The sequence below is a fragment of the Caldicellulosiruptor bescii DSM 6725 genome, assembly GCF_000022325.1.
GTDB lineage: Bacteria > Bacillota > Thermoanaerobacteria > Caldicellulosiruptorales > Caldicellulosiruptoraceae > Caldicellulosiruptor > Caldicellulosiruptor bescii.
The window spans coordinates 2,753,644-2,772,568 of the sequence record NC_012034.1 but is presented as its reverse complement, the minus strand read 5'-3'; the positions used below and the strand labels follow the sequence as shown (position 1 = coordinate 2,772,568).

At 35.2% G+C, this 18,925-nt stretch carries 21 protein-coding genes and 1 pseudogene; 15 read left to right on the top strand and 7 right to left on the bottom strand.

What is annotated here, in order from left to right; all coding sequences use genetic code 11:
* The first annotated feature begins 286 nt into the window (after positions 1 to 286).
* The 11 genes and pseudogenes from ATHE_RS13305 (at position 287) to ATHE_RS14845 (ending at position 6,528) form a co-directional block, all read left to right on the top strand.
* Complete coding sequence (locus ATHE_RS13305; RefSeq protein ID WP_015908949.1) at positions 287 to 763, top strand: type II toxin-antitoxin system VapC family toxin; 477 nt, start codon at positions 287 to 289, stop codon at positions 761 to 763.
* A 5-nt stretch (positions 764 to 768) separates the two neighbouring features.
* Positions 769 to 942 (top strand): hypothetical protein, encoded by a 174-nt coding sequence (locus ATHE_RS14855; RefSeq protein ID WP_015908948.1) that lies wholly within the window; start codon positions 769 to 771, stop codon positions 940 to 942.
* Positions 943 to 1,009: 67 nt separating this feature from the next.
* Positions 1,010 to 1,189: pseudogene (locus ATHE_RS14410) on the top strand (helix-turn-helix domain-containing protein); the annotation flags it as partial.
* Between the two features lie 46 nt (positions 1,190 to 1,235).
* Complete coding sequence (locus ATHE_RS13300; protein WP_015908947.1) at positions 1,236 to 1,454, top strand: M48 family metalloprotease; 219 nt, start codon at positions 1,236 to 1,238, stop codon at positions 1,452 to 1,454.
* A 103-nt stretch (positions 1,455 to 1,557) separates the two neighbouring features.
* On the top strand, positions 1,558 to 1,986 hold the full coding sequence (locus ATHE_RS13295; RefSeq protein ID WP_015908946.1) for a hypothetical protein: 429 nt from the start codon (positions 1,558 to 1,560) through the stop codon (positions 1,984 to 1,986).
* Positions 1,983 to 2,114 (top strand): hypothetical protein, encoded by a 132-nt coding sequence (locus ATHE_RS15180; RefSeq protein ID WP_256861283.1) that lies wholly within the window; start codon positions 1,983 to 1,985, stop codon positions 2,112 to 2,114. Before ATHE_RS13295 ends, ATHE_RS15180 begins: the two co-directional genes overlap by 4 nt.
* Positions 2,115 to 2,501: 387 nt before the next feature.
* Positions 2,502 to 4,121, top strand: coding sequence for a hypothetical protein (locus tag ATHE_RS13290; RefSeq protein ID WP_015908944.1), 1,620 nt, complete (start codon positions 2,502 to 2,504; stop codon positions 4,119 to 4,121).
* A gap of 25 nt (positions 4,122 to 4,146) precedes the next feature.
* Positions 4,147 to 4,512 (top strand): hypothetical protein, encoded by a 366-nt coding sequence (locus ATHE_RS13285; RefSeq protein ID WP_015908943.1) that lies wholly within the window; start codon positions 4,147 to 4,149, stop codon positions 4,510 to 4,512.
* Positions 4,513 to 4,549: 37 nt separating this feature from the next.
* Entirely contained in the window at positions 4,550 to 4,747 is a 198-nt protein-coding gene (locus ATHE_RS13280) for a hypothetical protein (RefSeq protein ID WP_015908942.1), read from the top strand.
* Between the two features lie 241 nt (positions 4,748 to 4,988).
* Entirely contained in the window at positions 4,989 to 5,942 is a 954-nt protein-coding gene (locus ATHE_RS13275) for an Rpn family recombination-promoting nuclease/putative transposase (RefSeq protein ID WP_015908941.1), read from the top strand.
* Positions 5,943 to 6,381: 439 nt separating this feature from the next.
* Positions 6,382 to 6,528, top strand: a complete 147-nt coding sequence (locus tag ATHE_RS14845; RefSeq protein ID WP_015908939.1) for a hypothetical protein — start codon at positions 6,382 to 6,384, stop codon at positions 6,526 to 6,528.
* Positions 6,529 to 6,734: 206 nt separating this feature from the next.
* Here ATHE_RS14845 and ATHE_RS13270 read toward each other — a convergent pair whose 3' ends face one another.
* The 7 genes from ATHE_RS13270 to ATHE_RS13240 form a co-directional block, all read right to left on the bottom strand.
* Positions 6,735 to 7,370 (bottom strand): response regulator transcription factor, encoded by a 636-nt coding sequence (locus ATHE_RS13270; protein WP_015908938.1) that lies wholly within the window; start codon positions 7,368 to 7,370, stop codon positions 6,735 to 6,737.
* Positions 7,357 to 8,475, bottom strand: coding sequence for a sensor histidine kinase (locus ATHE_RS13265; protein ID WP_015908937.1), 1,119 nt, complete (start codon positions 8,473 to 8,475; stop codon positions 7,357 to 7,359). The genes ATHE_RS13270 and ATHE_RS13265 overlap by 14 nt, the downstream gene beginning before the upstream one ends.
* Positions 8,476 to 8,660: 185 nt before the next feature.
* Positions 8,661 to 9,779 (bottom strand): ABC transporter permease, encoded by a 1,119-nt coding sequence (locus ATHE_RS13260; RefSeq protein WP_015908936.1) that lies wholly within the window; start codon positions 9,777 to 9,779, stop codon positions 8,661 to 8,663.
* On the bottom strand, positions 9,761 to 10,906 hold the full coding sequence (locus tag ATHE_RS13255) for an ABC transporter permease (RefSeq protein WP_015908935.1): 1,146 nt from the start codon (positions 10,904 to 10,906) through the stop codon (positions 9,761 to 9,763). Before ATHE_RS13255 ends, ATHE_RS13260 begins: the two co-directional genes overlap by 19 nt.
* Complete coding sequence (locus tag ATHE_RS13250; protein ID WP_011916100.1) at positions 10,890 to 11,855, bottom strand: ABC transporter ATP-binding protein; 966 nt, start codon at positions 11,853 to 11,855, stop codon at positions 10,890 to 10,892. Before ATHE_RS13250 ends, ATHE_RS13255 begins: the two co-directional genes overlap by 17 nt.
* A 274-nt stretch (positions 11,856 to 12,129) precedes the next feature.
* On the bottom strand, positions 12,130 to 12,621 hold the full coding sequence (gene cptIN / locus ATHE_RS13245) for a type III toxin-antitoxin system CptIN family toxin (RefSeq protein WP_015908934.1): 492 nt from the start codon (positions 12,619 to 12,621) through the stop codon (positions 12,130 to 12,132).
* Positions 12,622 to 13,059: 438 nt separating this feature from the next.
* A complete protein-coding gene (locus tag ATHE_RS13240; protein WP_015908933.1) occupies positions 13,060 to 13,797 on the bottom strand; it encodes a DUF554 domain-containing protein in 738 nt (245 codons plus the stop codon).
* A gap of 239 nt (positions 13,798 to 14,036) precedes the next feature.
* Between ATHE_RS13240 and ATHE_RS13235 the strand changes: the two genes are divergently transcribed.
* The 4 genes from ATHE_RS13235 (at position 14,037) to ATHE_RS13220 (ending at position 18,806) form a co-directional block, all read left to right on the top strand.
* Positions 14,037 to 14,534 carry a MarR family winged helix-turn-helix transcriptional regulator gene (locus tag ATHE_RS13235; RefSeq protein ID WP_015908932.1) on the top strand — a complete coding sequence of 166 codons (498 nt, stop codon included), beginning with the start codon at positions 14,037 to 14,039 and terminating at the stop codon, positions 14,532 to 14,534.
* Positions 14,518 to 16,254 carry an ABC transporter ATP-binding protein gene (locus ATHE_RS13230; protein ID WP_015908931.1) on the top strand — a complete coding sequence of 579 codons (1,737 nt, stop codon included), beginning with the start codon at positions 14,518 to 14,520 and terminating at the stop codon, positions 16,252 to 16,254. The genes ATHE_RS13235 and ATHE_RS13230 overlap by 17 nt, the downstream gene beginning before the upstream one ends.
* Entirely contained in the window at positions 16,238 to 18,091 is a 1,854-nt protein-coding gene (locus ATHE_RS13225; protein WP_015908930.1) for an ABC transporter ATP-binding protein, read from the top strand. Before ATHE_RS13230 ends, ATHE_RS13225 begins: the two co-directional genes overlap by 17 nt.
* Before the next feature lie 490 nt (positions 18,092 to 18,581).
* Positions 18,582 to 18,806, top strand: coding sequence for an uberolysin/carnocyclin family circular bacteriocin (locus ATHE_RS13220; RefSeq protein ID WP_015908929.1), 225 nt, complete (start codon positions 18,582 to 18,584; stop codon positions 18,804 to 18,806).
* Positions 18,807 to 18,925: the final 119 nt, after the last annotated feature.

Here is an 18,925-nt window from a genome sequence, read left to right as displayed (position 1 = left end):
CAACGCATAAGTTTTTAGGGTTGAGTCAATTATTTGGTGAAATAACGACGATAATTACAAAATCATCTAATATTGGTTTATGATATCCAATATAAAGCAAAAACCTTTTATGGCAGGGACAAAGTTAAGTCAAAGTAGAAAAGTGAGAAAAAAATTGATTCTAATAATTTTTAGTGTTTCAATTGTACGTTCATATTTTTTAACACAGAATATGCAGGTTTGTGGTATAATTAAATCAGAGGCAGGGAAGAGATGTTAGTGTAAGAAGGGGAGAAAATTTGAAACATTGACCAGGCTACGAGTATATCTTGACACTTCAGTTATAAGTCACTTAGACCAGCAGGATAATCCTGAGTATATGCAGATAACAAAAAAATTTTGGGATGAGCTTAAACAAGGAAAATACAATGTATACATTTCAAGTGCAGTAATAACTGAATTAAATAAGTGCAAGGAACCAAAAAGAAGCAGGCTATTAGAGTATATGTCCCAGATAGAATTCACGAGAATTGAGATTAACCAACAAGTTTTGGAACTTGCGCAGAAGTATGTAAATGAATGTATAATTCCGTCAAAGTATTTCGACGACGCAGTCCATATTGCAGTTGCAAGCATTAACGAATGTGATATTTTGGTATCATGGAATTTTAAGCATATAGTTAAATATAGGACAATTCAAGGCGTAAACGCAATAAACAAACTTATGGGTTATAGAGAAATTCAACTGGTGTCCCCACTTATGATATTAGAGGAAGAGGAGTGACAAATATGTTTGAAACAAGTGCGATGAAAGAACTGCACAGGATACAGGAGGAGATCTACGAAGAAACAAAAGACATGACTCCAGAAGAATTGATTAGATATTTTGAAGAAACGGCAAAAAAAGTAGAGAGAGAATTAGAGGAACTGAAAAAGAAAAAAAAGAAAGAAATTATTCAATAATTTCATAACAGATAGACCACAGATAAATTTTTCTGCAAACCGTCTGTGGCTTTTTTGTTTTTAGAAAGCCAGCTTTTTAAAAAAGCTTGTTGGGAGTAACTTTCACAACTTTTTGATTGAGGTGAGGCTTCAGCACGCATGCAGCTTGCTCCTTTCAACGGACAAGCCGGTGACAGACATTGTTCTTGAGGTTGGGTTTGATAGGTATTCAACATTGTTTGAAAAAGGCATGCAACGACTGTCTTGAATATGCAACACAAACGCATAAACTTGCAAACAAATCTTGAGAAGGTTTGATTTTACTTGCAGCCGGCAAGGATTTGTATAATAGAATTGATATTGATAAGCTTTTAAAAGAAGCAAGAGAGGATAAAAGTTTTTGGATGAATTTTTCAGAACTCTTTTCTACTCATCCTTGCTTAGTAAAAAGAATAGAAGCTGTGAAGGAATTTGTGCGTTATATTAACCCAGCTCAAGACAATTCACAAGTTTATGACTTTGAGTCTATTTAAAAAATTACAAAAGTTGTATATCAAAGGTATTGTGTTTTACATATAAAAAACATGGAACTACCAATAGGTAAGTCTTGGTTTAAATAGTAAGGTGGGCAAGCAGATGAAAAAATATTATCTCAGAACATTAGTAATTTTCATAAGTGTACTTTTACTTATGTTAATTGTTTTCAATTTAAATTTTGTGAAAAATTTGGCTGAAATATTAGTTTCAAACAATCAGGTTTTGCAGGCGATAGTTAATATCATTGCTATTATTTCTGGTATTGGTGGTATAATAATAGGCGTTGCAAGTTTTAGAATATCATCCTTGGAAGCTGTAAAGGAATATTTTTCTCAAGGTGATACTGCAGAAATGAAAGAAAGAAGGAAATACATTTATGATAAAGTGAAAAATGGAGAAAAAATTGGTCCAGATGATTTAAATGCCTCAGTTGTATGTTCATATTTTCATTTTTGGGGTTTAATGGTTAAAAAAAGATACCTTCCTATCTCTGGATTTTTGAAAGTGCTTCGGGAACTCAGGTGTTGAAGTTATATAGAGATTTAGAAGAACATATAAAAGAAAAGAGAAAAGAGAACCCGTTTTATGCCGAATATTTTGAGTGGCTGGCTAAGAAAATAGAAAAGAAGTATGGTAAAAAATGGGGCAAATTTTAAAATTTTTTCTTTAGATTTAGTAAAAAAGTGTACTTTTTAATTTTTTATACGAAGTTTAAAATTTTTGAGGTGTTAAAAAATAGTGTAATATTACTGGAGTAAAGCTAAAAAACCTGAAAAAATAGTTGATATGCTATTGAAATCAGAGTAGAAGTGGTTATTCCTAAAATACATTTTTCAGGTTGTAACACAGAGTGTCAAATTTTTTTACGCATGTAAAACGGAAACGAGTAAATCAGAAGGGAGGTTAGCCACGGTACAGGTTTGCAGGGAAAACCTTGCCGTGGCTTTCTGTTTTTTGGCAGGCAAAATTCTGTGTAGCAAATTTCGAAATCATGGTATAACTATAATGAGAAAAAACTTTAGCAAAAAGGAGTTGATAGAGCTATGAGAAAACTTTTGAGTTTTTTACTCATCCTTGGTTTGCTTTTAACCTTTTCCTACCCAGTAGCACAGGCAGGGTCGCTTACACAGGCAGTCAAAACAGCAGCAGCTAAGATAGACTACATCACAGCAGGTGAGTTTGTAACATCGCTCTTGATGGGAGCAAAGGTAAAGCCGGATAAACCTCTGGACTACTGGGGAAAGGCAGTTTCTATGGGCTTGATACCGGGTGAGGTCAAACAAGACAAGCCACTTACAAGAGCACAGGCAAGCTACATTGTGTGGAAGCTGATAAATGCAGTGCCGGAGCTTAAGGATAAGAACATACCGGTCAAGACTGTTGTACTGTCTCCAGTAGACTACACGTTCTGGTTAGGAGAAGATGTAACTCACAATTTCAGAGGTGCTTATGTTGCATGGACTCCACCAGAATGGGATGATAGCCCTTGGGCGCATTTTAATTCAAAATACGCTGTAATGGCATATGACCTTGTTGTGATTGACAAGTATTACAGGGATGGGACAGTTAAGACAGTGCATGTATGGAACAGACTCAAAGGTTACTTTTTGCCGCTTGATTGGTGGAAGGTTCTGCAGAGATTTATGAAAGAGAACCCTAACAAAGTCAAGTTTGACCTGCCAGCAGAAAGGTTAAAAGCTCAGGTGTGGGTGCTGGGGCATCATAGTCTACTGGGTGGTTTTTCAACAATAACAGATAAAGAGTTTGTCTCAACTGTTCAAAACAGAGAACTTTACAAGTTATATTACGAACCAAAAAGAAATGATAAGCTAGCATATTGGTCTGGTTGCTATACGTTTTTTACTTACAAATTTGATTTTCCACCAGATGGTATATGGTTTACCAAGCCAAGGTACTTTCAAATATTTTTGAGTTATCTTGAATTTGGCAAATACAAGAGCACAAACATAGATGACTGGCAGTGGACAGCAGAACTCAATCCTGTGACAAATGAAGCACTTAACAGATGGCTTATGAAACTGCCAAGAAAGTTCCCACTTGACTGGACAAGGTTTAAATACATTTGCTCTGACTTTAACAAAATACCAGCATTATATCAGGAAGCAGTACTCAGACTTGCTGATTTGGGTATTATCCAGCCAGAAGCTAATGTTGATGTAAACATATTTAAGAACGTTTATAAAAACTTCAAACCGATTGCTGATGTATGGACAGGTATTCCAAAATACCCACCTGTGATGAACATGCCTGATATAAGATTCAATGTAGGCAGGCTTTTAACAAGAGCAGAAGCAGTTGACATGATAACAAAGATATTTGATGAGAGCAAAAGAGTTGTGTTTGATGAACTGACATTTAAAAATGATACTATCGATGATTATGGATATAATTATAAGTTTAAAAAAGCAAGGGGATATGAACCTGACGGTTTATACTGTGTTCTCTACTACCATACAGGCAAGACAATAACGTACCGAATAGATGAACTGTGGCAACTGTTGTATTGCAAATATAGACTTACAACTGAAAAGAGGTTGGTGCTTCTTAGTTCGGAGGACTCTGTTGGAATAGTTTTTAATAGAAGATATGGTGCAATAGGAACAACAGCAGCTCAGATATCTTTATATGATGGGACGTACTGATTCTGCTGAGGAGGTGTTTTCAAGGATGAAAATATTCAAGAGCAAGGGTCAAAATAAACCTTTTGCTTTATTTTTAATCTTGGTATTTGTATTTGAACTTGTAGTTCAGTTTTTACCTTTGGCAAAAGTATATGCAATCGACTATAGTGCAGTATCAAACAATTATTATGAAGGTGGATTCGACAGCTATAATGGAATAACAAGAGATGATGTATTAAGAGATGTATTACCACAAGGAACACGAAAGTACATTATTAAAGATGGTTATGGTACCTTTTACCTCAACACCGAATACGCAATAGACTACAGGAAAGCAGTATATGGGCTGCCGGGAAATGTACCGGGCAACCCTTATGGTGCAACAAAAGTAAGCTACAGTGCAAATCCGTGACAATCCTTATCAATTGGTTACTGGTGGATAAAAGAATATGAACCAAACATTGCAACAAGAGTTATATTCCAGTACACAAGGCACTGTTACAATTTCAAACGGGCAGTACAACATATCTACAATCCAGCACAAATTACAACCTGCAAAGGTCACAGGTCTAACAGTACCAGCAGGCTGGAAGGTTGTCAGGCTTGATTTTGAATTACAACACAACGTACATTCAGCCGCCCAATAAACGTACACGCATACTATGGTACTGAGAATACTTTCTTTGAATTAAATTGCTATACAAGAAAAGTGAGTATATAATAAAAACAACGCAAGTGAGTGTTTTTGAGATAACTTTATAAAAGAGAGAGAATAAAAGCTATCGGTGCAAAGATCTGTGTTTATTGTTTTTTGGTGTGGTATAATAAAGGTGGAAGGAGTTAAGCACTTATGCTTTTAAAGTTTGCCAACGAAGGAGAAGTAAAGAAATGAGTAGCAATTTACCACCGCAGGAACATGATTCAACCTTTAAGTTTTTGTTTGAACACCCAAAAGATATTCTCTTCCTCGTGAAAGATGTAATAGGCTACAGTTGGGCAAAAGAGATTCAAGAAGACTCGATAGAACTTGCCGATAAAGAGTTTGTAGATGAAACTTTTCACCAGAAAAGAGCCGATGTCATAGCAAAGGCAAGGCTAAAAGACAGGGAAGTATATTTCTACATTATCATTGAAAACCAATCAACAGTAGCTGAAGACATGCCAGAAAGACTACTGAGATACATGATATTGCTCTGGGCAAAGAAGATTAGAGAAGGTGTAAAGAAACTTCCAGCAATAATCCCGATAGTCACATACAACGGTCTTGAGAAGGACTGGGATGTTCCACAGGAGATAATCAGCGAATTTGATATTTTCAAGGATGATATTTTCAAGTATGCTCTTGTGAACATTTCAAAATTAGATGCCAAAACTTTACTTCAAGAGGAAGAGGATATCTTGAGTCCAGCAGTGTTTTACTTAGAACAGGTAAGGGATGACACAGAAGAGCTTGTAAAAAGACTGAAAGAGATTGAACCGAAGCTTGAGAAATTAAGCCAAAACAACGCAGAGAGATTCTTAATATGGGCAGGAAATGTAATTCGACCAAGGCTCGCAAAGGAAGACAAAGAAAAATACGACGAACTTGCACAAAGAGTTAAACAAGGGGGGAGTAGGCAAATGGGAGAGTTTGTATCTAATGTTGCAAAACTACTGGACGAAGTACAGATGAGAAAATTCAATGAGGGAAAAATTGAAGGAAAAATTGAAGGGAAAATTGAAGGGAAAATCGAGGTAGCAAAGAAGATGATAAGAAGAGGTTTTAGCGATGAAGACATTGCAGAGCTTACAGAATTAGACATAGAAAAGGTAAAAGAACTGAGAAAAGAGTTGATTAACTGAGGTTCTTTATTTAATACCTACAAATGTTCGCTATTTATAACAAACTCAAGGTAATTTAAACTTTTTCAAAACCATGGCAGGATGCAGAACAGCTCGAAAGCCCATAGCAGACTCCGGTATATAGTGCAGAGCAAGAATGAAGCTTGGTTTGCAGGAAGCAGGCAAGTCTGGGAAGTTGCACAAAAAGGCAGTCATCTCAAACTCAAAAAAAGAAAATCCAACAAGAATCGTAATTGTTCCAGTGCATTAAGAAGTCGCAAGAGGAACATTAAAAAATATCTTGGAACAAGCACGAATAAGTTTAGAAGAGGTTTTAGAACTCCTTTAAGCTTTTTGTCAATTTCCTGAAAAAGAGAAGATTCTTATTAGATACATTTAGATTGTCTTCTGCTGTAACTTTCCTTTAATCATCTCCGATATAGAACTGGAGGTTTGGTAAGTGCTAAAACAGATGATTGCAAAATTGGAGAAATTCCCACCTATAATAAGGGCATCGTTGATTTTTATTGGTTTTGGATTATTATCTCTTTTAGCCTTTAAAATTGGAGAATTTGTTGGCAGATTAATTTACGATATTTTACATTAAAATATTACCACAAGAAAAAACTTTATTTTACACCTTCGAAAGTACATTTTTGGATAACATCTTTACTCTGGCAAACACAAAAAAGTAGGCAAAAACAAAAACTATGGTTATATCGCCAATGAGTTGTTTCAATTTGTTTTTTATGACCACTTATTCACGCATACTTTTAATTAATTAACAAATGCCTATGTCTTACACTTTTGAGATTAAGAAAATTTAGTAAGATAGTATACTGCAATTTGGGTTCTATTTTTAAGATTTAACTTTTGAAGAATGGATGTTATGTAGTTTCTTACTGTACCTTCAGAGATGAATAGCATCCTTGCAATTTCCTTATTTGAGTATCCTTGTGATATGAGCTTTGCAATTTCAAGCTCTCTTTCAGTAAGGTTTTGTGTTTTTTCAAGCAGCTGCTTACTGGTCCTTTTCAATACATCTGAAATGTATAAAGCAATTTCTTTGTCCATAACAACCTTACCGTCAAGCACAGACAAAATAGAATTCACAATATGCTTTGCATCAGAGCTTTTAAGGATGTACCCATCTGCGCCAAAGCTCAGGCTCTTTTTTATGTAATCTTCTTCACAAAATGTTGTTAATATTATCACTTTGACATTTGGAAATTTGGTTTTTATATTAAAAGTTCCCTCAATACCATCCATAACAGGCATTCTAATATCCATAAGAACAACGTCAGCATGCTTCTTTTCGAGAAACTCTATTGCTTCTTTTGCATTGGTGCAAAGACTTACAACCTCAAAATTTTCAAGCTCAAGGATGATTTTAAGACCGTCCAAAACGGCAGGGTTATCATCCACAATTAAGACCTTAGGTTTTTTCAAAGTAATCTTCCCTCCTGCTTTTTAATGGGACAAATACCACTATTGAAAATCCAGCATGGTTGTCAATGTTGACTGTTGCGCCCATAGACTTTGCTCGAAGTTTTATGCTCATGAGCCCAACGCCCTCTTTTATTTCTCCTTTTTTCTTGCCATTGTCATGCACAGCAAGACGTACATATGCTGGTTTTGATTCCAAAGATACAGCTACTTGAGTAGCATTTGAGTGTTTTGCCACGTTTAAAAGAGCTTCTTTGAGGATTGCCATTAGATTTTCAAATACGTGTGATGGAATGTTTTCAATGTCTCCGCTGCGGTTTAATGTTATGTTGCAGAAGTTAAAATTTTCTATCAATTGAGATAAGTACTTTTCTTTGGTTTCAAAAGAGTTTTTCATTGAATAGACAAACTTTCTCAAACTTTCGTAAGATGTTTGAGTCTGCTGCAAGCATGAAGATATGATTTGGCTTATTTGAGCATCTTCAAGTACTCCTTTTTTCTCCAGCAAGCTCTTTATGGCATTGAGCTGGATATTCAGCGCTGCCAAGTTGTGCCCAACTGTGTCGTGCAAAGAAGTTGCTATTTCCATCTTTTGGTTTTGTGCCGCAAGACCTTCTATTGTCTGTTGGGACTCTAAAAGCTGTGTTTTTAGCTTGCTTAGTTGCAGGTTTAAAAGTCTTAAGTGGTCAATTTTTTCTAAGTATTTGTGTTTGCTATCCTTCAGCATCTGTGTGACTAATTTTAGAGAAAAAACAAAAACGCAGACAAAAGCATATTCCCTTACCATCTTTGAAGGGATAAGAAAAAGGCTAATAAAGAGTATAGAGGCAATTGAGTAAATTGATAACTTGTTTCTATGGTGCAAAAATGTACACACAGCAATTGAAATTAAAAAAGAGAATTCCCATCCGCAGAGAAAAATAGCAAGAAATATTATTATCAGCTCTGCAAAGGCTGCCACTGCTGTATGGTATATGGATTTTAGATATTCAGTTTTTAAGAATTCTAATGACAAAAAGAGAAGTAAAAACAAAATGGCTATTTTGGAAAGCTTGCCATCCTCATATAAACTCCAAAGAGCATAGGCGCTTACAATGAATGAAAGCATTTTCTTTTCCCGCAAAGTTGTTATTGCTAAAATTTATTTTATCATATTGTACAGTAAAGCCCAAAATTATTACTGAGATTGATTTGTCAACTTTTGTCTTTCCGGAAGAGTTTGAACTCAGGTGTGGGGAGTACATAATATTCAAAAAAAGTAAAAGCACCTGAAAAAGGTGCCTTTTTACAAATTCACAGCTTTGACATTACATTTTTAGAAAGCTGCTTTATGCCCACAAGTGTAAAAAACAGACAAAATGCTGCTACTTGCGCAATGTCAACCATCATACTTTCTATGGATTTGCCAGTTAGCACATTCTTTGTTAGATTTACTGCGTATGTTGTTGGGAAAAACAATGCAATCTTTTGAAGAAACTTTGGCATAATGCTGAGCGGCCAATAACAACCTCCAAGCATGCACATTATTGTTATTGTTACGACCATTGAATTCAAACTTGCAAGTTTTCTCATGTCATTAACTATGCTTATAAACATTACAGCAAAAGCAACAAACATAAAGCTACAAATGGAGAGAACTGAAATAACAATAAGTATGTTAGTTCCAAAAGTAAGTCTAAATGCATACGAACATAGCAGCACAAAAAAGATTAGCTGTAAAAATGTAATGGAAAATATGCTCAAGATAGATTGCAGAATATAGCTTTGCTTTGAAATTGGTGAGCATAAAATTCGCAGAATAACTCTTTCTTGATAATCTTTTAATATTATATTAGAAGCATTAAGTGCAAGCCAAAACAGAGACATTACAAAAAATCCTGAGGCAAAAGCAATTGAAAGAGATTTTGACTGCTGATGCAAAATTTTATTTAATACAATTGGAGAATGCTCAAAAATATACTTTGAAGGTTCTAAAAAATAAGAGTTGTGTATTCGCTTTTGAGAAATAAATATTTTGAGTACACTGTTTAGATATTCCTTTAAAATAACATGAGTTTCAGACTTTCCAAATGTATATATTTTTATATTTTTCTGTTTTTCATTAATAATATCATCAACTGACTTGTTCTTTAAAACAACAACACAGTCAATACCGCTTTGAACCATCTGGCTTACAATTGATTTGGTAGGGTCAAAGGTTTTAACATCAAAACATTTTTTGAGCTCTTTTTCAATTAGTTTTACAACCTTGCTTTTTTCTTTGTCTGTAATAATTCCAATTTTATAAGAAGATTCAACGCTTAATGTAAAAAAGGTTGAAAGAGCAACTGCAATTGAAGGAAGTATAATCATCAAAAATAGATTGAATTTGTCTTTCAAAAGGCGTTTTATATTTATCTTGAAAACTGCCATAGTTTCACCTTCCTCATTAAAAGTATGCTAGTAAGAACAATAATCAAACAAAGAAGAAAAAGATATACAAAAACATTTTTGACATGTGTTATTTCACTTGGATTGTAGATTATGGTAAAAAATGCAGACTGTACAGCACAGTTTGGTAGAATGTCTCTAAGGAAACTTAAAAATTTTGTGCTGATATCAATTCTTACATATCCTCCTGCCAAAAAGGTAGATATTACAGCAAATGAGCTAACTATAACATTTGAGAGTATATAGTTTTTAGAGATAAGAGCAATAAAAATTCCAAAAAGTATAGCAAAGATGCTGTAGATAAAAAGAAGTAAGAATATAATCCAAAGATTTTCACCCCAGTTTGCTTGGTATATGTATTTTGAAAAAAGCACTATTAAGCAAAGCTGAATATACAAAAATACCATCTGGGCAAAAGCTTTTGAAACAAATATAATTTGCGGATTTTTAGGTGATGCAAAAAGCCTTATGAGAGTATTTTGTTTTCTTTCTTCTTCAATTACTGCAATACCACCAAAACTGCCGTACAGTGCCATCATAACAACCATTGCAACAGCATAGTAATCAAGAGCTCTTGGGAAGCGACCCGAAAATGCAGATTCAAAATTTATTGATTTTGGTATGTCAGAAGGTGAATAAATACTTCTTGCAAATTTGTAGTAGTTTGCAAAAATATTAAAATACACTTTGACAAATCCAGCTTCTTGTGAACCTCCTTTTGAGGTAATTTCAATGTCAAAATTCCCAAAAGGACTATAATTTGAATGGTTATTCCTTTGATGCTCTTTGAATGTCACAACAGCAACGTATTTATTAGAGGATGAAAACTTTTTCAGTGCAGCCGACTTGGAAGCAAAAACTTCTGCATTGAATAACTTAGTAAAAGTTTTATCGTATTTTAAAATAGTATCATAAATGCTTGGCTTGAGATTTACTTCAACAATGATTATATTCATCTTCGGAATATCAACTTGTTTAAAATATCCAGACAGTGCAGTTCCAAGTATGAAAATCAAGATGATTGGGAAGATTAGCATTATAGAAAGCAGGGGAATGCTCATAGCATTTTCTTTTAAAGTATATAAAAAGGCTTTAACTGCTGCTCTCATGGACAATCTCTCCTTTTTCATCTATGGTATAGCCCATCACTGCAAAGTAGAGCTTTTCCATTGTGGGCTTTTCATAAGATATGGAAAGTATTTCACATCCATCCTGAGACAAAGTTTCGACAATCTCTTTTATAAGATTTTTTGACTTTTCAACAGAAACTGTAAGTTCATCTCCAGTAAAAGCTACACTTTCAACTCCGTCTAAGTTTTTGATTTTTGTCAGAACCTCATCTAAAATCTTGCTCAATTTTATCCTGATAATATTTGTATCTGACAGTTTTTTTAATAAAAATTCTTTTGAGCCATATTCGATGATTGTTCCTTTATTTATGAACGCAACAGATGTACAAATTCTATCAACCTCTTCGATGTAGTGAGTTGTATAGATTATTGTAATGCCGCTTTGCGCAAGTTTTTGGACAGATTCTAAAATTAGTTTTCTTGAGTATATGTCAATTCCAACAGTTGGCTCATCCATAATAAGAAGTTTGGGGCTGTTAAGAAGAGCTGCTGCAATGTTTATTCTTCTTTTCATCCCGCCAGATAGGTTTTTGACCTGTTTTTTGATGCTATCCTGCATCTGAACAAACTCTAAAGCAAACTCTATTCTCTCTTTCAAAAGCTTCCCTGAGAGGTTATAAAGCGAACCAAAAAAGCTTAAGTTTTCATACACAGTTAGGTTGCTGTAGAGCGAAATTTCCTGTGGTACAATTCCAATTTGTGATTTTAACTCTTTTAAAGCTTTGTTTAAAGGTTTTTCGAATATATAAATTTCGCCTCTGTCGATGTTAGTAAGTCCCAGTATGCAATTTATAAATGTAGTTTTGCCTGCACCATTTGGTCCCAAAAGTCCGAAAACTTCACCTTCTTTGATTGTCAGTGACAGGTTGTCAAGTGCTAAAACATTTCCATATCTTTTTACAAGGTTTTTGATTTCAAGCACAGTCATAATTTCCCATCACCTTCTTAAGTATTTAAATATATTTTCTTTCAATAATTAGAATATACTATTGAAGAAATTTTTGTAGTGACATATGTCATGTTTTTATTAAAAGATTGTTTACAAATTTTTAAACATTTCTTTATACTTTTTTAAAAAATTTTGGGTTAAATATTAAGTAGAAAGGCAAACGAGAAAAGAACAAAAGATGCAAACATGAGACTCCTCCTTTTTGAATAGATTTTGGAAGGGGCTGGATTGGTCAAAGGCTTTGTCCTTTACCTCAGCCCCTTTCTTTGTTGAGGAGTTTCTGTTTTAATGCTTTTTCAATCTCTAAAACATTTGGCTGAGTTTTCAAAAGCTTTTTCCCTTGTCTCAGTAGTGCCAATGCTTTTTTAGCTCTTTTTTCAATTTCTTTTATTTGAGAAGTATCGAGAAGTTTTAAAGGAATATTTTTAATGGTGAATTCACGAACTATGTATTCTTCAGTTACAGGAAACATATCTTGAATTAGAAGAGCTATTTCTCTTCCTGCAATCTCAATAATAAATACCTTTATACATTTGCGACCGTGAGATTCATAATGTTCAACAATCTTTTTGTATTTTTCTATTTTTGAACTGACTGGTATCATCCAATATATTTCATCATTTTCACTTTCAAAACAATAGTAATTTGGTCTATTTTCTTCTTTATTTTCTTTCAAATATGGGTCTGGAAAATCTTCGAAAAACTTATCGCTTATAATATAAAAAAAGTGGAGTTGAGGTTTCACGCATTATTTCCCCTTTTTTAGAATATATAGAATAAGAGCCCTCTACAATGAGGGCTCTTTTTTGAGAACTTACGAGCCGGCATTTTATTAGTCGGATGCCGGTTACCGACAAAACTTACGAGCCGGCATTTTATTAGTCGGATGCCGGTTACCGACAAAACTTACTTGAGAAAAAACACTTTTCTATTAACAATTATACCCCTTTTCTCGTTTTATATCAAGAATATGTTTTTTTAATTGGTCAAGATGATAACTTTTTTAATTTTCTAAGTAAATTCTTCAAGTTTAAAAATAAAGATTTAGTACTTATGAATCTTTCAATCTTACCAGCCTTATCTTAAAAATTTCTAAAAGAGTTTCTCTAAAGTCTTCAGCTTCCTGAGAAATTTCTAAAAAATAATCAGTAAAGACATGCCAGTTTCAAAAAGTTTAAAAAATTCAAATTAGCAAATTAACCACATACCAGACAGCAGGCACAAATATTGCAGGGAGAAGATTGCCTACTTTAATTTTAGATACTCCAAGCATATTAAGACCTATTGCAAATATCAAAACAGAGCCTACCATTGACATTTGAAGCACCACAGTGTCTGTCAAAAGAGGTTTCAAAAGCCCGGCAAGAAGTGTGATTGAACCCTGGTATAAAAGCACAACAACGCTTGAAAACATAACGCCTATTCCCAGTGTTGCAGAAAATATCACAGAGGTCACGCCATCTAATATTGACTTTGCAAAGAGAATGCTAAAATTGCGATTAAGCCCATCTTCCAAAGATCCTACAATTGCCATTGCACCAACACAGAACACAAGGCTTGCTGTGACAAACCCTTCTGTAAATGTAGAATTTTCTGATTTTATCACCTTCGATACAATCTTTTTTATTCTTTCGCCCAGCCTGTCCAAAAAATCTTCAATTTTCAATATCTCGCCCACAAGTCCGCCAATTACAAGCGAGAATATCATAAGCATTATGTACTGCCTGTCAATTCTGCCGCTATTTAAAACTTTGAATATGCCCTGAAGCACACCTGATGTCCCAATGAAGATGACAGATAGCGATATTGCCTGCATAATTGTAGATTTGAACCTTTCTGGGATTCCAAACTTTAACACAAGCCCCAAAATTGACCCTACAATCACGGCAGCAGCGTTTACAATAGTCCCAAGACCTATCATTGATGTTCTCTCCTTCTTGATAAAATTTATTGACTGGCAGATAGTTATGTTAGTATAATAATTATGAAAGTATAAATCATAGTTTCTTAAATTTCAATAAATCCCCCACTGCAAAAGACAAAAAATTATGTTTTCATAAGTTAATAAACTCTTTAGGAATTTGTTCAAACCTGCATTTTTGATTATTATATTACTTTCCAGAATTTTTTTCAAACAAAAGTTTAAGGAGTGATAACAAAGTGCAAATAACTCAAGAGTTAATTAACCAGATTGCAGATAATATGCTTTCCATATTTCCGATGCTCACAAAAAATGTGCTCAAAAAAGATGAATTTACCGAAAAATATGGACTTTCACCGCGCTTTATACACATCCTGCACATTTTAGACGATTTTGGACCAATGTCCATAAGCGAGATATCAAAAAGGCTTTCTATTCTTGCTCCGAACATGACGCCACTTATTGACAAGCTGATTTTGCAAGGGTATGTCAAAAGAAGCCAGGATGAGTCAGACAGAAGAGTATCTATTATTGAGATAACTCAAAAGGGAAAAGAGCTTACCTATCTTCACACCCAGTGGGTCAACCACAACTTGAAAAAGCATCTACAGAAGCTATCTGATGATGAGATTGAAGAGCTGTGGTATGTACTAAAGAGACTTAAAAAACTTGTCATGAAGATGATAGGCTCAAGCCCGCAAAAGGAGGAAGATGCAAAGGATGATAAAGCTTTTTAGGTATCTAAAACCGTATACATGGGCAGTGGTATTAGCTCCGCTTTTTATGCTTTTAGAGGTTGTGATGGACCTCATGCAGCCAAGGTTTTTGGAGAGAATAATAGATGTTGGACTTAAAAACGGGGATATGGCATACATTTTCAAAACCGGTCTTTTGATGATTTTGGCAGCGTTAATTGGGATGGTTGGTGGTGGCGGATGTGTTGTTTTTTCGAGCATTGCAAGCCAGAATTTTGCCTATGATTTGAGATGCGACCTTTTCAGAAAGGTGATGGCGTTTTCGTTTAAAAATGTCGACAGATTCAGACCTGAGACTCTCATCACAAGGCTTACGAACGATGTTATGCAGATACAGAATGTTGTCATGATGATGCTAAGGATTGTGGTGCGAGCACCTCTTCTTTTCATTGGCGGGCTTGTGATGGCTCTTACAATAAACGTTAAACTTTCCTTGGTATTGTTTACTGCAATACCATTTGTCATCTTGATTTTCTACTTTATGATAAAAAAGAGCTTTCCCATGTTTTCAGAGCTCCAGAAAAAGATTGACAGGGTAAACGCTGTTATGCGCGAAAACCTTTTAGGTAGCCGTGTTGTCAAGGCATTTGTAAGACATGAGCATGAAAAAAACAGATTTTTTGATGCAAACCAGCAACTTTTGCAAACGTCGCTCAAAGCATTTGGGTTTGTGGTGATCTCAATGCCTCTTTTTGGACTTGTGATGAACATGGCGATGGTAGGCGTTGTATGGCTTGGTGGATTTCAAGTAAAATATGGTTATATGGAAGTTGGTCAGCTGATGGCATTTATAAACTACACGATGCAGATTTTATTTTCCCTCATGATGATAGGAAATATATTCTTGTTCATCACAAGGGCAAGTGCATCTGCAGAAAGAATCAATGAAGTTTTGGAGTGTGAAATTGATATAAAGAGTAAAGGGAATGCAATCAAAAAGCCGGTAGAACTTGGCAAGGTAGAGTTTAGAAATGTCACGTTTTATTACAATGAAAATGAAGAAAGTCCTGCTCTTGAGAACATCTCATTTGTTGCAAACCCGGGCGAGGTCATTGGAATCATTGGCACAACGGGTGCTGGAAAGTCCACCTTGGTAAGTCTTATCCCGAGGCTTTACGATGCGACATATGGAGAGGTTTTAATAGACGATATAAATGTGAAAGACTACGACGTTGATGTTTTAAGAAAGAGCATCAGCATGGTTTTGCAGGAAACAATACTTTTCACAGGAAGCTTAAAAGAAAACATTGCATGGGGCAATGAAGAAGCCTCAATGGAGCAGATAATTGAAGCGGCAAAAGCTGCGCAGGCACACGATTTTATAATGAGCTTTGAAAAAGGGTATGACACAGACGTTTCTGAGCGGGGTGTGAACCTTTCTGGCGGACAGAAACAGAGAATATCAATTGCAAGAGCTATTTTGAAAAAGCCAAAGATTTTGATTTTGGACGACTGCACATCTGCTGTTGACATGGCAACAGAAAAGAAAATACAAGCAGCTTTGAAAGAGTATATTGATGGCACAACCACTTTCATAATCGCCCAGAGGATATCTTCTATAAAACATGCAGATAAGATTTTGGTCATGGACGCTGGAAAAGTTGTCGCAATGGGAACACATGAAGAGCTGTTGAAAACATGTCCTATTTACCAGGAAATCTATTATACTCAGATGGGAGAGGGGGATGAAAAAAGTGCCTGAAGAAAGAAAAGGATCTACATCTTCTTTTCAGCCACCTGCGTTTGGACCAGGACCTGCACCGGGAAGAGGGCCTGGTCATAGATTTTCTGCCAAAAGTGCCAAGCCAAAGGATTTGAAAAATACACTCAGAAGGCTTTGGAAGTACTTTGGAGAATTTAAACTTCTGCTTTTTGGAATATTTTTGGTGATACTGATTAGCTCTTTCATCCAAATAGTATCACCTCTTTTGATACAAAAAGCAATAGACCAGTACATCATCCCAAGAAAACTTGATGGGCTTTTTAAAATCGTTTTGGCAATGATTATTCTATATATCTTAAATTCAATCTTTGCTTATATCCAGGGCTATGGGATGATGATAGTCTCGCAAAGAGCAGTTTTCAAGATGCGAAACGACCTGTTCTCAAAGCTCCAACGAATTCCCATAAAGATTTTTGACACCAGGGCACATGGAGATTTAATGTCACGACTTACAAACGACATAGATGTTGTCAGCAACACTTTGAGTGCAAGCCTAACTTCAATATTTTCAAGCATTATCACCCTTGCAGGGTCTATAGCTGTTATGCTGAGTTTAAGTCCAGTTCTTACAATCCTTACCCTGCTTGTTGTTCCTTTGATGTTCGGTCTTACAAACCTGATTGCAAACACGACAAGAAAGCTTTTTTCACAAAACCAGAAACTTCTGGGAAGTTTGAACAGCGTGATTGAGGAAGACATTACAGGGCAGAAGGTCATCAAAGTGTTCACAAGAGAGAAAAATGAGATTGAAAAATTCGAAAGGGTAAACAGAGAGCTTACACAGGTTGGGATAAGAGCCCAGATCTTTTCAGGAATCATCCCACCACTTATGAACCTTTTGAACAACCTTGCGTTTATCATTGTTGCAGCATCGGGTGGTTTTTTGGCACTCAAAGGCTTTATCACGGTTGGTACAATTGCAAGTTTTATTCAGTATGCAAGGCAGTTCACAAGACCTTTAAACGAGCTTGCAAACCAATTCAATCAAATTCAGTCTGCTTTTGCTTCAGCAGAAAGAGTGTTTGAGATAATGGATGAGGAAGAAGAAAAGCATGCAGAGGATGAGATTGAGATAGATAGCTTAAAAGGTGAGGTGGAATTTAAAAACGTTTGGTTTTCATACAACAAAGGTCAGCCTGTTTTGAAAGATATTAGCTTTCATGTAAAGCCGGGGCAGATGGTAGCACTGGTAGGTCCCACAGGCAGTGGCAAGACAACAATTGTAAATTTGCTTAGCCGATTTTATGATATCGACAGTGGCCAGATACTGATTGATGGTATCGACATTCGAAAAATCAGTAGAGAATCTTTGAGGAAAAACCTTGGTATTGTGCTTCAGGACACATATCTTTTTTCTGAACCTGTAAAAGAGAATATCCGGTATGGAAGACTTTCTGCGACAGATGACGAGGTTGTAATGGCTGCCAAGACTGCCAATGCTCATGAGTTTATAAGACATCTTCCACACGGGTATGACACAGTACTCACAGATGGAGGAGCAGACCTTAGCCAAGGACAGAGACAGCTTTTGGCTTTAGCCCGGGCAATCTTATCTGACCCGGCAATACTCATCTTAGATGAGGCAACAAGCAATATCGATACGAGAACAGAAAAGCTTGTCCAAAGCGCAATGCTAAAGCTCATGCAGGGAAGAACAAGCTTTGTGATAGCCCACAGACTCTCTACTATCAGAAATGCTGATTTGATTTTGGTTATAAACAATGGTCAAGTTGTTGAACAGGGAACGCATGAAGAGCTTTTGCAAAAGAGAGGATTTTATTATAACCTTTATATGAGCCAGTTTGCAGTGGTGTAGAGTTTTTAGTTTGAAAATAAAGCTTGAAGCCAAAAACTTTTAAAGATTACTGAACAAGTTGACTTATGGCTTTTTCTTTCTAAACGCAGAAACCATATATTTTAACTGTTTGCAGTTTTGGCTTTTTAAACTCAAGAAAATTAGAGAAAGTTTAAGCTATTTAAAGAAAAATGTATCTTCAGCTCAAAATTTGGCTGAAAATAGACAAAAAAAAAAAAAACGGCATTGACAGAGTGAAAGTGCATAAGATAAAATTTGCATGGGAGTTCCAAGAAAAAGTTTACAGAAAAAATAGTTTGAGAATAAAATGCTCTAAATAAGAGAATAAAGAAACTGAGGTACTAAAATATCAAGTGGATGGAGAAATGAGGAGAAAATAATTAAGAAAAACGTACTCTTTTATTATAAACTTAAAAAAGTATTAAACGCTCCAAGTGGAGCGTTTAGCACAAAACTCTAAAAAATCAAAAAGAGGGGAGGTGAATAGAAAATGCTATATGTAGCTGCAACATTAGGAATTCCTGAAACTCTTGCTGTAACTATCGTAAATATTATACTTACCGGATCCACAATAGTTTCAATTATAATAGCTTTAACATCTATTCTTACAGCTGGGGTTAGTGCTATTATCTTGGAAGGTGGCTGGACAGCTTTTATTAACCTAGTTAAAAGTAAGGTCGCACAACTTGGGTTGAGGGGAACTATATTATGGTAAAGTTTTAGTGATTAATTTTTTCAAACTCTTTTGCAAGGGGTCAGCTTAAATCATAAAGACGATCCCTTGCATTAATAATTTTATCACAAAATTAAATTTTCTAATTAAAGATTTTTTAA

Coding starts and splice junctions, on each gene's coding strand:
- ATHE_RS13290 (WP_015908944.1), top strand. CDS start 2,502: ATGAGAAAACTTTTGAGTTTTTTACTCATCCTTGGTTTGCTTTTAACC.
- ATHE_RS13275 (WP_015908941.1), top strand. CDS start 4,989: ATGAGTAGCAATTTACCACCGCAGGAACATGATTCAACCTTTAAGTTT.
- ATHE_RS13230 (WP_015908931.1), top strand. CDS start 14,518: ATGATAAAGCTTTTTAGGTATCTAAAACCGTATACATGGGCAGTGGTA.
- ATHE_RS13260 (WP_015908936.1), bottom strand. CDS start 9,779: ATGGCAGTTTTCAAGATAAATATAAAACGCCTTTTGAAAGACAAATTC.
- ATHE_RS13285 (WP_015908943.1), top strand. CDS start 4,147: ATGAAAATATTCAAGAGCAAGGGTCAAAATAAACCTTTTGCTTTATTT.
- ATHE_RS13255 (WP_015908935.1), bottom strand. CDS start 10,906: ATGAGAGCAGCAGTTAAAGCCTTTTTATATACTTTAAAAGAAAATGCT.
- ATHE_RS14855 (WP_015908948.1), top strand. CDS start 769: ATGTTTGAAACAAGTGCGATGAAAGAACTGCACAGGATACAGGAGGAG.
- ATHE_RS13265 (WP_015908937.1), bottom strand. CDS start 8,475: ATGCTTTCATTCATTGTAAGCGCCTATGCTCTTTGGAGTTTATATGAG.
- ATHE_RS13220 (WP_015908929.1), top strand. CDS start 18,582: ATGCTATATGTAGCTGCAACATTAGGAATTCCTGAAACTCTTGCTGTA.
- ATHE_RS13250 (WP_011916100.1), bottom strand. CDS start 11,855: ATGACTGTGCTTGAAATCAAAAACCTTGTAAAAAGATATGGAAATGTT.
- ATHE_RS13280 (WP_015908942.1), top strand. CDS start 4,550: ATGAACCAAACATTGCAACAAGAGTTATATTCCAGTACACAAGGCACT.
- ATHE_RS13295 (WP_015908946.1), top strand. CDS start 1,558: ATGAAAAAATATTATCTCAGAACATTAGTAATTTTCATAAGTGTACTT.
- ATHE_RS13225 (WP_015908930.1), top strand. CDS start 16,238: ATGAAAAAAGTGCCTGAAGAAAGAAAAGGATCTACATCTTCTTTTCAG.
- ATHE_RS13240 (WP_015908933.1), bottom strand. CDS start 13,797: ATGATAGGTCTTGGGACTATTGTAAACGCTGCTGCCGTGATTGTAGGG.